The 12,489-nt window shown below is 35.9% G+C and carries 11 protein-coding genes; 5 read left to right on the plus strand and 6 right to left on the minus strand.

Translation table 11 applies throughout. The features are described from left to right. The 3 genes from FW781_RS05985 to FW781_RS05995 all read right to left on the minus strand — a co-directional run bounded on the left by FW781_RS05985 (window position 1) and on the right by FW781_RS05995 (window position 3,340). Window positions 1-1,314, minus strand: a complete 1,314-nt coding sequence (locus FW781_RS05985; protein ID WP_149386579.1) for a TolC family protein — start codon at window positions 1,312-1,314, stop codon at window positions 1-3. Further along, a complete protein-coding gene (locus FW781_RS05990) occupies window positions 1,298-1,936 on the minus strand; it encodes a TetR/AcrR family transcriptional regulator (protein WP_149386580.1) in 639 nt (212 codons plus the stop codon). The genes FW781_RS05985 and FW781_RS05990 overlap by 17 nt, the downstream gene beginning before the upstream one ends. 285 nt (window positions 1,937-2,221) lie before the next feature. After that, window positions 2,222-3,340 carry a DNA polymerase III subunit gene (locus FW781_RS05995; protein ID WP_149386581.1) on the minus strand — a complete coding sequence of 373 codons (1,119 nt, stop codon included), beginning with the start codon at window positions 3,338-3,340 and terminating at the stop codon, window positions 2,222-2,224. 251 nt (window positions 3,341-3,591) lie between these two features. On the opposite strand from FW781_RS05995, the gene mdlD reads away from it, so the two are divergent. From mdlD to FW781_RS06015, 4 genes are all read left to right on the plus strand, one after another. Continuing rightward, the gene (gene mdlD, locus FW781_RS06000) at window positions 3,592-4,911 is read left to right on the plus strand and encodes an NAD(P)-dependent benzaldehyde dehydrogenase MdlD (RefSeq protein ID WP_149386582.1); all 1,320 of its coding nucleotides are present in this window, start codon (window positions 3,592-3,594) and stop codon (window positions 4,909-4,911) included. Between the two features lie 197 nt (window positions 4,912-5,108). After that, a complete protein-coding gene (locus tag FW781_RS06005; RefSeq protein WP_149386583.1) occupies window positions 5,109-6,416 on the plus strand; it encodes a hypothetical protein in 1,308 nt (435 codons plus the stop codon). A gap of 1 nt (window position 6,417) precedes the next feature. After that, complete coding sequence (gene lptC, locus FW781_RS06010; protein WP_149386584.1) at window positions 6,418-7,008, plus strand: LPS export ABC transporter periplasmic protein LptC; 591 nt, start codon at window positions 6,418-6,420, stop codon at window positions 7,006-7,008. 11 nt (window positions 7,009-7,019) lie between these two features. Further along, complete coding sequence (locus FW781_RS06015) at window positions 7,020-8,063, plus strand: anhydro-N-acetylmuramic acid kinase (protein ID WP_149386585.1); 1,044 nt, start codon at window positions 7,020-7,022, stop codon at window positions 8,061-8,063. Window positions 8,064-8,113: 50 nt separating this feature from the next. Here FW781_RS06015 and FW781_RS06020 read toward each other — a convergent pair whose 3' ends face one another. After that, window positions 8,114-8,503 carry a hypothetical protein gene (locus FW781_RS06020; protein ID WP_047378450.1) on the minus strand — a complete coding sequence of 130 codons (390 nt, stop codon included), beginning with the start codon at window positions 8,501-8,503 and terminating at the stop codon, window positions 8,114-8,116. Between the two features lie 36 nt (window positions 8,504-8,539). Between FW781_RS06020 and FW781_RS06025 the strand changes: the two genes are divergently transcribed. Next, a complete protein-coding gene (locus FW781_RS06025; protein WP_149386586.1) occupies window positions 8,540-9,148 on the plus strand; it encodes an NUDIX hydrolase in 609 nt (202 codons plus the stop codon). 166 nt (window positions 9,149-9,314) lie between these two features. Here the strand turns inward: FW781_RS06025 and FW781_RS06030 are convergent, their stop codons facing one another. Together FW781_RS06030 and gldJ are read right to left on the minus strand one after the other, a co-directional pair. Beyond that, complete coding sequence (locus FW781_RS06030; RefSeq protein WP_149386587.1) at window positions 9,315-10,586, minus strand: UDP-N-acetylmuramoyl-tripeptide--D-alanyl-D-alanine ligase; 1,272 nt, start codon at window positions 10,584-10,586, stop codon at window positions 9,315-9,317. Window positions 10,587-10,739: 153 nt separating this feature from the next. Further along, complete coding sequence (gene gldJ / locus FW781_RS06035; protein ID WP_149386588.1) at window positions 10,740-12,341, minus strand: gliding motility lipoprotein GldJ; 1,602 nt, start codon at window positions 12,339-12,341, stop codon at window positions 10,740-10,742. Window positions 12,342-12,489: the final 148 nt, after the last annotated feature.

Raw genomic sequence — 12,489 nt, forward strand, 5'->3', positions numbered from 1 at the left:
TTATTTAATTGTTAAAGTTCCTGTTGTCTGTAATAGTTTTCTGTATGCCAGTGCTGCATCTGCCTTAGCATTGATCACACCTACGTTTGCTGCGATCTGAGCTGCGTCTGCATCCAGTAATTCTGTCATGGTCGCAAGACCGTTATCGTATTTATTTTTTGTAATTCTGTAATTTTCATTAGCCTGCTCTGCAGATTTTTCGAAAACAACGATTCTCTTTTTTGAATAGTCTGTATTCTGATACTCTCTGTTGACATCAAGCTTAATGTTGTCATTCAGTAATTCATCTGTAGCTGCAAGCTGTTTTTCTCTAGCTTTTGACTGTCTTAATGAAGAGTTTTCTTTCCATAAGTTGGATAAGTTATAAGAAACCCCAATTCCTACATTGATAGCATTGTATACGGTAAGAAACTTAGGAATATCGGCCGCTACATAACCTCCGGTAAATGCGATAGAAGGAAGATTTTCAGCTTTTGCCGCTTTTGATCCCAACTCTGCTGCTTTTCTCTGTTGTGCTAAAGCCTGTAAGTCTTTACGGTTTTCTCTGGCTTCAGTTACATAAAAATCAACCGGTTTCACATCTGAACCTTCCTCAATATAATTTTCATCTACTGCCAGTTCTGTAGTTTCTGGAAGACCTAATAAAAGATCCATATTGATGTTGGCAATATTGTAGTTGTTCTTGGCTTCCAATAACTGAAGTTCAATATTTGAAGTCTGAAGGTTTGCTTTCAATCTGTCATTTCTCGCGATCAAACCATTGTTTTCCATTTTAAGGAAAGTTTCATCTCTTTTTTGAGAAGCGGCAAGATTTTCTTCAAAAACTTTGATTGACTGGTTAGCCTTAAATAAATTATTATAAGCCTGAGCCACGTTATAAGCAATGGCAATTTTATCGTTTTCCGTGCTTAATTTTGAAGCTTCCACCAGATATTTCGCCGACTGAATACCATACTTGATTCTTCCTCCGCTGTAGATTGGAACGCTAAGATTAGCTGAACCGTAAAGCACCTGATGTACTTCGGGACCTCCTGCTCCTGAAACACCCGGAAGTTTGATATCCACGTTAGGCTTTATCGGAAGGTACATATAGCTGCCTGATACTTTCAATTCCGGTAATTGTCTGTTTTTAGCTTCCAAAAGATCAGCTGTGGCCTCCTCGATCTTAGCAGCATCGATTTTGAGATTTTTGCTGTTCTGGATTCCCAGCTGTACGGCTTCGTCAAGAGAAAGTGTTTTTTTCTCCTGAGCATTTGCATTTGCTATTCCTACGAATAGTGATAATGCAATCACTGAGTTATTTATTCTCTTCATAACCTAAAAGGTCTTTTAGTAAATATTTAATATGTTTATTAAGTTCTGTGTAGTATTTTTCATCAAAAGTTTCCTCATCCTCTGTTTCATTCAGGAACTCTTTATACATTTCTTTAGCATTGAAAGCATAAAATAAAGTTCCGCTTACGGTGGAATGAAGAAGATAAATAGGCGGGTTTTTGGTGAAAATTCCATTTTTAAGACCGCTTTCCAATATTTGTGAATACATAGAAAGGAATCCCATTTTAGTTTGCTTCAAAAATTCTACAATCTGAGGATTCTTAGTATGCAGCTGCTCTCTCTGCATAATCCTGTAAAAGCATTTCTGAGTACGGATTTTGTTAGAAAACTGATCAATTACTTTTTCAATCTTCTGCCACTCGTTGATATCGGTTCTACCCAAAAGATCTTTTGAAAAAAACTGACCTTCATTCATTCTGTATTCTACTAATTTCTCATAAAGTTTTTCCTTAGAGCCAAAATAATACGAGATCATAGAAATATTTACATGAGCATCCTTTGCAATTTCGCGGGTGGAAGTTCCTTCAAATCCCTTTTCTGCAAAAAGCTTCTCGGCTGCAAATAATATATTTTCTTCTTTTGAAATCATGTTAGTGTTCATTTTTCAGGGCGCAAATGTACACAAGTTTTAACACAAATCAAACGATTGATTGATTTTTTAATATTGATTTAATTTATTGTAAAGAAAAGACGTTTTCTATAATAGGCACTGAAACTGCTGGAAAGGCTGTTTTTGGATAAAAACAGCTTTAGAAAATTTAATAATAAAGACGTATTAAATAAAAATTCATTGTAAAATATGAATCTTTAACATAATGTTGATGTAAAACACAGTTAAAAAAAGGAAAGATAGAAACAAAAAATCCGGCTGTTACCGGAATTTTATTTATGTGCTTTTGTGAATATATCTCGATAGTTTTATCCCCAGATCAGTCCACACGATTTTAGGGTTTCCGTTTCGGGTAAGATGCAGATCAGCAGTACTGATTTCGTCTAAGATACTTTCAATATTGGCTCCGCTGATAAATTTTGAAAATCCTGTCCAGTTGAATCCGTTCGCATCTATTTTTTTATATACCAGATTTTCAGACTGATAATTCTGAAGTAACGCAAGCCTAAAGATTTCAGAACAGTAGTTCAGGAAGTTTTTCTGCTTCTCCCTGTTCCATCCTGCAATTTCTCTGGCCCAAAGAATGATACTTCTCAGATATTCAGGTTTCTTTTTTACCATAAAGGCATCTCTCACCCACTGTACAAAGAGCTTTTCAAATTCATTGGTTTTCTCTCCGGAATTCAGCAGTTTTACAGCATCATTAAGATTTCCCTGCGCTTCATGCACAATCTCTTTCACTTTTTCTTCTGAAACAGAAAAGTTCTTTTTGAGATGGTTTTCAATATCTTCATCATGTATTCTCGGGATTTCTACAATCTGTGTTCTGGAAAGAATGGTAGGAAGAATGTCATTGGTGCTTTCTGCAGTAAGAAGAATGATTGTTTTAGCGGGCGGCTCTTCTAAAAATTTCAGAAATTTGTTTGAAGCCGCGATATTCATTTTATCAGCTCTCCAGACGATAAGGATTTTGGTTCCTCCTTCAAAACTTTTCAAAGAAAACTTCTGGTTCTGGTCATCAATTTCATCTGCGGAAATAAAAAGCTGCTTATTTTCCGACTCTAAAAAAGCAGTCCAGTCATCATAGCTTGCATAAGGAGAAGCCATGATCATTTCTCTGAACTCATCAAATTTATTCTTGCTTAAAGAGTTTCTATTGTCTGTAAAAACAGGAAAGCTGAAATGCAGATCCAGGTGATTGAGATGTTCTACTTTCGCTGCAGCATGTTCATTTTCACGGTTCAGAATTTCTTTTGCATAGGCCAAGACCATAGGTAATGTTCCGTATCCCTCTTTTCCTACAAAAAGCTGGGCATGGCTCACTCTGTTTTCGGCAATGCTTTCTCTAAGAAGTTTTTTCAGATTCGTCTGTCCGGCGATATTCTCCCAATTCATGTTTCAAAGATAAAAAATCTTATTTCAATTTATAAAATTAAGTCTGCTTAAAATGTACAAAACTATAGATTACAAATTTCAAAAGATCATCACTCCTATTCTATTATAGGAAATATCAATAATAAGATTAGAATAAAACTTAAAATTAAATTTTACACAATTTAATTTTAAGCAATAAATTTGCAGAATGAAATTTTCGTAAATTCATTACGATTTCACATCATTTTCAAATAGTAAAAAATCATACACCAATGGATACAAACCTGGAACAAAAAATCAAAGGTATATTTCAACAGCAAAAAGCCTTTTTCAAAACCAATCAGACTAAAGATATTGAATTCAGAAAAGCACAATTAAGAAAATTCCGTGAAGTTTTTTTACAGCATACGGATGATCTTTGTGAAGCCTTATCTATTGATCTGGGGAAAAGCAGAAAGGAAGCAGAGTATGTGGAAATTCAAATCGTCATCAGTGAGCTGGATTATTTTCTGGAGAATATTGATGAATGGGCAAAACCTACTCATGTCCCTTCAAAGCCGCACCCATCAGGAGCTGAAGTGGTGAGCAAAGTAATATATGAACCTTATGGTGTTACGTATATTATCGGCCCTTTCAACTACCCTGTTCAACTTACATTCAGTCCGCTTATCGGAGCTTTGGTAGCCGGAAATACAGCTATTCTAAAACCTTCTGAAAATACACCACATGTTGCTCAGGTTCTAGAAAATATTGTAAAAGAGTCTTTCGATGAATCTTATGTAGCAGTCATTCAGGGAGCGATTGAGGAGAATACACTTTTATTAAGCCTTCCTTTTGATTATATTTTCTTTACCGGAAGTCCGAATGTTGGAAAAATTGTAATGAAAGCAGCCGCAGAGCAATTAATACCTCTGGCATTGGAACTTGGGGGAAAATCGCCAACGATCGTTCACAAAGATGCGGATCTTGATAAGGCGGTAGCAAGAATATCTTACGGGAAGTGGATTAACTGTGGACAAACGTGTGTTGCTCCGGACTATATTTATATCCACGAATCTATAAAAGATGCATTTATTGAGAAGTTTAAAGCTCATTTAAATACCACTTATGAAGGTCAGTCATTAGGAAAAATCGGAAAAATTGTGAGCCAGAATCAAATTAAACATCTGGCCGGTTATTTGGAGGCGTCTCCTGAAAAAGTGATCTATGGGGGCAGTTATGATTTGGAAACCCGTCATTTTGAAGCTACTTTAATGGATAATATCACCTGGAATGATCAGGTAATGCAGCAGGAGATCTTCGGTCCTGTCCTTCCTATCATGACCTATAGTGATATTAATGAGGCACTGGAAGAAATAAACAACCGTCCGAAACCACTGGCATTATATGTTTTCACAGAAAACCAGGAACTTGCAGATCACGTTTTGCATCATACCACAAGCGGAGATGCGGAGATCAACAGCACGATCATTCATGTGGGCTCGCATTATTTACCATTTGGAGGTGTAGGAACCTCCGGAATGGGAAAATATCATGGAAAATTCAGCTTTGAAAGTTTTAGCCACAGCCGATCCGTGCTTCAGGTAAAATAATAAATAGAGATAATAATTCCTATAGACTAAGGCTGTTCAATATAGAACAGTCTTTTTTATATAACAGAATTGATATTTTAACTGATTAAAATTTGCATTTTTCTTTGAAAGAAAGGCCCTTAACAAACTTTAACCACATATAATTTTTACAATTCATTAATATTTAAGATATTTGCGCATTGTTTTAAAAATAAAGAATGAAAAAAATCTTTGTAGTATCATTCATATCAGTTGGATATTTTCTGAATGCACAGAGTCTAAGCAACTCACCTTATGCAACGTATGGAATTGGAGATGTGAAATATGATAATACGATCGAGACTACTTCTATGGGAGGTATATCAACTGCTTATATAAGTGATTTCACGAGTAGTTTCAATTTTGCCAATCCGGCAAACAACGCCAATTTCGAACTTACGAGTATCAGACTGGAAGCTACCAATGAAAACAATTATTTCAAATCGAACTATAACGATATGAAATCTACAAAGCATTCTACGTATCTTTCCAATATATCTCTTGCATTTCCACTATCTCCAAAAGTGAAAATGGGGATCTCTTATCAGCCATACAGTTCTAAAAGTTACGATATCGTAAATGAACAACTGGCTGCAGACGGAACTCCGATGTATAAAAATAACTTTAAAGGTAGCGGAACATTAAATGCTGCACAAGTTGCTGTTTCTTATAAAATTAATCAGGAACTTTCTGTGGGAGCGAGAGCGAACCTTTATTTTGGAGACCTTAATGACCTTAACGAATTCCGTGCGTACAACCCTGCTACAGGCAGTTATGCCGGTGAATATGTTAATGGTTATCAGACTAAAAACAGAGTCAGAAACTTTAATTTTACGCTTGGTACAAGCTACCAGACTTTAAATACCCGTACTGATAAGAAATTCACAGTAGGAGCAACTGCTACTTTCGGAAATACCAGTAATATGACTACTGAGTACATCAACAGTACTTACAGATACTCTGATGCTCAGGAAACCACTAAGGTATATGAAACAATCATAGAGCAAAAAGACACAAAATCTAAAAACCTTCTTCCATTACAGGCATCCGTAGGGGTTGGATATGGAAGTGAAAACCATTGGTTCCTATCAGGACAGGTGGATTATAAAAAAGGAGAAGATATCTCTTATTTCGGTAAAACTTTCGACTTCCAGGATACCTACAGAATTTCTGCAGGTGGATGGTATCTCCCTAACTATAACAACTTCAGAAGCTACTTCTCAAGAGTAATTTACAGATATGGAGCTTTCTATGAAAGAGGAAACCTTAAACTGGAAGGGACAAGCATCAACAAATACGGTATTTCTGCCGGGGTAATGCTTCCATTCAAAACAAGTAGTATCACAAGAATGAGTGGTCTTGAAATAGGACTGGAAGTAGGTAAAAGAGGAACTCTTAAAAACAACCTGATCAACCAGAACTTCATCAACCTGAAAATCGGCTTTAATTTTGCTGATAAATGGTTCAGAAAGACTCTTTATAACTAGAATGAATTTTTCAGAAAAAATATCATATAAAAATATAGCATGCCTTTTTAGTTGTGCTATATTTTTTATATTGACATCCTGTGAAGAGGATCTTACCAAAAGAAATGGCAACCAAAGCAAAAATTTCCCTTCACAGATCATCAACAACGCCAATATTATACAGCGTGACTCCGGATTCATAATGATGAAGGCTAAAGCGCCTATTATAGAAAAATATGAGCTTATTGACAGCCCTTATACGGTGGCTAGAAAAGGAATTGATATTGAGTTTTTTGACAAGAAGAAGCCAAAAGTTCCTGGTACCATTAAAGCAAAATATGCCAAGTTCTATGATTATAAAAAATTCTACGAAGCTAAAGGTGACGTAAGAATAAAAACCAATGAAGGGCAGAGATTTGCCATGCAGAGTATCTATTGGGATCAAAGAAAAAACAGAATCTATACTAAAGATACTGTATATGTCACCATGGAAGACGGTTCTACACTGGTAGGTGCCAATGGAATGACTGCAAAGGATGACTTTTCTGAATATACTTTCTATAACAACTCAGGAGATTTCAGTTCAAAGAGAATTTCTGAGAATAAAAAATAATCCGAAAAATAATGAAAGCTCTGGCTATTGGACTGATGTCCGGGACAAGTCTGGACGGTCTGGATATCTGTCTTGCTGAATTTGAAAAACAAGACAAATGGTCTTTTCAGATCCTGAAAGCCGAGACCATCCCCTATGCTGAGGATTGGGAAAACAAACTTAGAAACTCTATTCATCTTTCTGCAGAAGATTTACTGGAACTGAATTCAGAATATGGTTTTTACCTTGGCCGGCAGGTGAAAGAATTCATCAACAAACATCAGCTCGAAAATATCAGCCTGATTGCCTCTCACGGTCATACCATTTTCCATCAGCCCAAGCGAAAATTTACCCTTCAGATAGGAGACGGCAGAGCGATTAAGCTGGAAACCGGATTACCTGTTATCTATGATTTCAGAAGTCAGGATGTTTTGATGAATGGAAACGGTGCTCCATTGGTTCCTATAGGTGATGAATTACTTTTTTCAGAATATAATGCCTGTTTAAATCTTGGAGGGTTTTCCAATATTTCTTTACATTCAGACGGAAAAAGAATCGCTTTTGATATAGCTCCTGTTAATATTGTATTGAATCATTTAGCACAACACATCAACAAAAGTTTTGATGAAAATGGAGCGCTTGCTCAAAAAGGAGAAATAAATGAAGCTTTACTGAATGATCTTAATGCTTTAGATTTCTACCAGCATTCACACCCAAAATCTTTGGGAATCGAATGGTGCAATAACCATATATTTCCAGCTCTTAAAAACATTGAAACCCTGGATGCCCTGGCTACTTTTACGGAACACACCGCCCAGCAGATCGCCATTGTTATCAATAAAAATAAAATAAAAGACATACTTATCACCGGCGGAGGTGCTTACAACTCATTTTTAATTGAAAAAATAAGATCAAAAACACAAGCTGAAGTGATTATCCCTAAAAAAGAAATCATCGATTATAAGGAAGCTCTTATCTTCGCTTTTATGGGGGTTTTAAAAGTAAATAATGAGGTGAATGTACTTTCTTCTGCTACAGGAAGTTCCTATGACCACTGTTCAGGAGTCATAGCATAAAAGTCTCACATCAAAATAAAAAAACCTTCATTTTTTGAAGGTTTTTTTTATTATTTATAGGCTTCGATTTTATCGGTAAGCGTATTGATAAAGTTCTGTAGTGGTTTTTCTACCATCATTTTAATGAACGGATTGAATTTCCCTTCAAATAACATCTGAACTTCAGTCTGGTTATCATTAATCGGGTTTAAAGTGGCTGTTAAGGTGAAGTCCAGACTTGAACTTGCAGATCTTAAAACAGCTTTCTGATCATCTACTTCATCTATTTTTAACGCAATTTCCGGCATTCCCTGTAATCCGAATTTAAATCCGTTATCTCTGGTTTCAAATTTCTGAAGACCATCCGGCATAAAATCTTTGTAATTTTCAGGTGATTTCAGCAACTCGGTAAGTTCTTTAGATGATTTATTGACAATAATCTTTCGTCCTTCTAAATTCATTTTTTATTTTTGTATTTAAATTCTTAACTATTACAAATGTATAAAGTTTTTGTCAACGAAAAAAAATTATTGATATCTAAGCATCCTGAAGAACTTGAAAAAAAGCTTGGGTATGAAAATTATACAACTTTAGAGATCGCTCTGGATCTTTTGGAGAATACTTCTGTGCAGGAACTTAATGTATATGGAGAGAATTTGGATGAAATATGGCAGGAATTTCAAAAGCTTTTCAGAATTATAGAAGCAGCTGGGGGACTTGTTAACAATCCTGAAGGGAAAATTCTTTTTATTAAAAGGCTCGGCAAATGGGATCTTCCTAAGGGTAAGATGGAAAAAGGAGAATCCAGAGAAGAATCCGCAGTAAGGGAAATAGAGGAAGAAACCGGTCTTAGTGATGTTGAACTCTTAAAATTCATCAATACGACTTACCATATCTATGTAGAAAGAAATGGTGAGAAAATTTTGAAATGTACCCATTGGTTTGAAATGAACTTTGACGGAGAGGATACTTCCAAGCCGCAAACAGAAGAAGGCATTACTGAGGTAGCCTGGAAAACAACATCAGAAATTGAACATGAAGTTTTCCCAAGTACCTTCAAAAATATTATACTGATTGTACAAGAGTTCTGGGACCTGAAGAAATAAATAGCAGCCTGGAAGCGGGAAGAGTGAAGCCGGAAGTTACTATCCGGCAATCCACTTTTTTCAGAGATTATTTAACAATGAAATTTATAAAGTTGAATAAAAAAGAGAACACTCTTCACTTACCTTCAGGATCTTCCCTCTCCCAGCCTCCAATTTCCTTATTCTGCTAAATAAAGTCGATCAGCTTCTCAAGAGCAATTCCCCTGGAGCCTTTCAGCAATATATTTTCAGAGTGAATTTTGTTCTGCTTTAAATATTCTATCAGGACTGTTGTATTTTCAAAAGCAAGATCTGAAGAATTAACCTCTTTAAAATGTTTTCCTACCGTGATAATTTCATTGAAGTTAAGTTCCTGAGCCAGTTTTAAAATATTCTGATGCTCTTTCTCACTTTCATCACCCAATTCCAGCATATCACCGATAATAATGGTTTTACTGCCTTCAAAACTGATAAAGTTATTCAGGGAAGCAGCCATAGAACTCGGGTTGGCATTATAGGTATCCAGAACCAAAGTCCTGCCCTCTTTTTTCACCACCTGAGATCTCATATTGGTAGGCGTATACAATTCCAGCGCATATTTTATTTTTTCAAAACTGATTCCGAAATGAAGCCCAAGACTTGCCGCTGCACAAAGATTGGTGAAATTATATTCTCCCGTCAGTTTTGAAACTGCTTTCTCTCCCTGATAGGTCAATCCTACAAAATGTTCTGCAGAAAAAGATTCAAAATTGTAATCTGATGTGTCTTTTCCAAAAGTAATTTTAGGTAAATAATTTTCAGTTTTTTCTACCTGAATAGGATCATTTTCATTAACAAGGATAGTTCTGTTATTATTTTTAAGATAGTCATAAAGCTCAGACTTTCCTTTAATCACCCCTTCAAAACCTCCGAATCCTTCTAAATGGGCTTTCCCAAAATTGGTAATATACCCGAAATCAGGTTGAGCAATGGTACACAGGAATTCAATTTCTTTCTGATGATTAGCTCCCATTTCAATCACGGCCATTTCATGTTCCGGCTTAATGGAAAGAATTGTCAAAGGAACTCCGATGTGGTTATTCAAATTTCCAAATGTATACTGTACATTATATTTTTCTGAAAGAACAGCATGAATCAACTCTTTAGTCGTCGTCTTTCCATTACTTCCCGTAAGCCCAATAAAAGGAATGGTAAGCTTGCTTCTATGATAAAGGGACAATTGCTGTAAAAATTCAAGGGTAGACGGAACATAGAAAATGTTTTTATCTCTGTTTTCAAACTCCGGAAGTTCAACAATTACGGCCAAAGCTCCATCATCTATGGCTTTTTCTGCTAATGTAGCTGCATTGAAATTCTCACCGGAAAAGGCAAAGAAAATATCATTCTCTGCTATTTTTCTGCTATCGATGGTCACTTTTGCAGCCTGCAGAAATAAAGGATAAAACTGTTCTATATTCATGTGGAAATATATATTTTTTAAAAAGAGGTCATATGCAATCGCCAAATCTATATGGGTATTTTAGACTTTTTAACCAAAGCGATTTCATGGTTCAAAAATAAAAAAACCTTCCGAAAGTTCGGAAGGTTTTTTATAAGTATTTTTTGATAAATATTATCTTCTAGTTCTACCCTTATCGTTAGTTCTGGCATCCTGTGCAACACGGAATCCAACCCAACCATAAGCTCTGTTTTGATTTTTATATCTTCTCTGTCCCGGATCCAGCCAATATGCTGTATCCTGCCAAGAACCACCTTTTACAACTCTAACCTCATTAGAAATTCCTGAAGTTCTGTCTTTGGTATCTTTTTGTAGTTTCACTCTACCCGCTCCATCTACAACAAAGCTCTGTTTAGGAGAATTGTACATATCGAACCCGGCAGCAGAATCAGAAGCTCTGTAATATTCTAAAGAAGACTGTCTGTCACCATCTCTGTAATTTCTGTAATCAGCAATAGTTTGTCTTTCGAATTGTCCAGGAAGTCCTTTGTAAACTAATCTACCGTCAGCCAAAGTATCATATTTGATAGTACCTTCGTCGATCATTTTATAAGTTCCGTCACCGTTTCTTACGATAGCCTGAGGCATGTTTCCTCTATAGTAGTTGAAATCACTGTAATCTTCATCAATGATTGGTCTGTATACATCCGCAGTCCATTCTGAAACGTTCCCGAACATACCATATACACCAAGATCGTTAGATGGATACTTTCTTACATCAGAAGTCTGTGCTGAACCGTCATTCTTCCATCCTGAAATACCTGAATAGTCACCTTTACCCATTTTGAAGTTTTCAAGGAACATTCCTCTGTCTCTTCCTTTAGTACCTCTTAATCTTTCGATTTCAGGTTTTTTACCTAAGTATTGGTTGTATTCTCTGGTTTTTGCCATACCAAGAGCTGCATATTCCCATTCAACCTCGGTAGGAAGTCTGAACTTCTGTACCATAGCAGAATTTGGAGCTCTGTTAGCTGCAAGCAATCTCTGGTTTGTAGTTTTCATACCCGTTTTTTGCTGCATTCTTTTTTCATTGATATATCCTTGCATTTCAGGATCATTCGATTTGAATTTATCCATGTTGAATGCAGTCCCTCCCTGGTTGTTGGATTCGTTGATATACAAATCTTTGGCAATAATACCAGACTGCATCAAAGCTTTTTCATTCGCTCTGTCTGTCAGCCATTCACAGTATCTGTTTGCCTGAGTCCATGAAACTCCTACTACCGGATAGTAATCAAATTCCGGAGAACGCAGATACGTTTCATTATAATCGTTTCTTGCTAATTTGTTGTCCCATAATAAGGTATCCGGCAAAGCACCGTTATAGATTTCCTTAAAACTAGGATCACTTGGTGGGAATACATACTTCAACCATGTCAGGTATTCGCGGTATTCGTAGTTAGTAATTTCTGTTTCTCCGATAAAGAATGAACTTACCTGCATTCTGCGAGGTGTGTTATTCCAGTCGTGCATAACATCATCTTTCACTAATCCCATTGTAAAAGTTCCACCTTCTACATATACCATTCCAGGCCACCCCTTCTGCTTTTGTTGCTTTCCTGCAAAAAACCAACCTTGTTTTTCGTTTGGTTTCCAACCTGTTTTACTGACAAATTTTTTGGTACCGCCACCTTTGCTGGTTCCTGATCCGCCACAACTGGTTAATGCAAGTGTAGAACTTAATGCTATTAATGAAAACAACTTTAGTTTTTTCATAGTCGATATAAATATTTTCAAAGTACAAAGAAAAAATAAATTATTCAATAAATCAAGTAAACATTTGATTTTTTTGAAAAACGTTAACAATTTAATTTTATTGTATCGCAATTTAATTCTAAAATTTTCATTTATTTTGTAATTTAGC

The sequence above is a fragment of the Chryseobacterium panacisoli genome (assembly GCF_008274625.1).
In the GTDB taxonomy this organism is placed as follows: Bacteria; Bacteroidota; Bacteroidia; order Flavobacteriales; family Weeksellaceae; genus Chryseobacterium; species Chryseobacterium panacisoli.

Bases quoted from the DNA above. Each gene is read 5' to 3' on its own strand.
- FW781_RS05985 (WP_149386579.1), bottom strand. From the start codon at position 1,314: ATGAAGAGAATAAATAACTCAGTGATTGCATTATCACTATTCGTAGGA.
- FW781_RS05990 (WP_149386580.1), bottom strand. From the start codon at position 1,936: ATGAACACTAACATGATTTCAAAAGAAGAAAATATATTATTTGCAGCC.
- FW781_RS05995 (WP_149386581.1), bottom strand. From the start codon at position 3,340: ATGAATTGGGAGAATATCGCCGGACAGACGAATCTGAAAAAACTTCTT.
- mdlD (WP_149386582.1), top strand. From the start codon at position 3,592: ATGGATACAAACCTGGAACAAAAAATCAAAGGTATATTTCAACAGCAA.
- FW781_RS06005 (WP_149386583.1), top strand. From the start codon at position 5,109: ATGAAAAAAATCTTTGTAGTATCATTCATATCAGTTGGATATTTTCTG.
- lptC (WP_149386584.1), top strand. From the start codon at position 6,418: ATGAATTTTTCAGAAAAAATATCATATAAAAATATAGCATGCCTTTTT.
- FW781_RS06015 (WP_149386585.1), top strand. From the start codon at position 7,020: ATGAAAGCTCTGGCTATTGGACTGATGTCCGGGACAAGTCTGGACGGT.
- FW781_RS06020 (WP_047378450.1), bottom strand. From the start codon at position 8,503: ATGAATTTAGAAGGACGAAAGATTATTGTCAATAAATCATCTAAAGAA.
- FW781_RS06025 (WP_149386586.1), top strand. From the start codon at position 8,540: ATGTATAAAGTTTTTGTCAACGAAAAAAAATTATTGATATCTAAGCAT.
- FW781_RS06030 (WP_149386587.1), bottom strand. From the start codon at position 10,586: ATGAATATAGAACAGTTTTATCCTTTATTTCTGCAGGCTGCAAAAGTG.
- gldJ (WP_149386588.1), bottom strand. From the start codon at position 12,341: ATGAAAAAACTAAAGTTGTTTTCATTAATAGCATTAAGTTCTACACTT.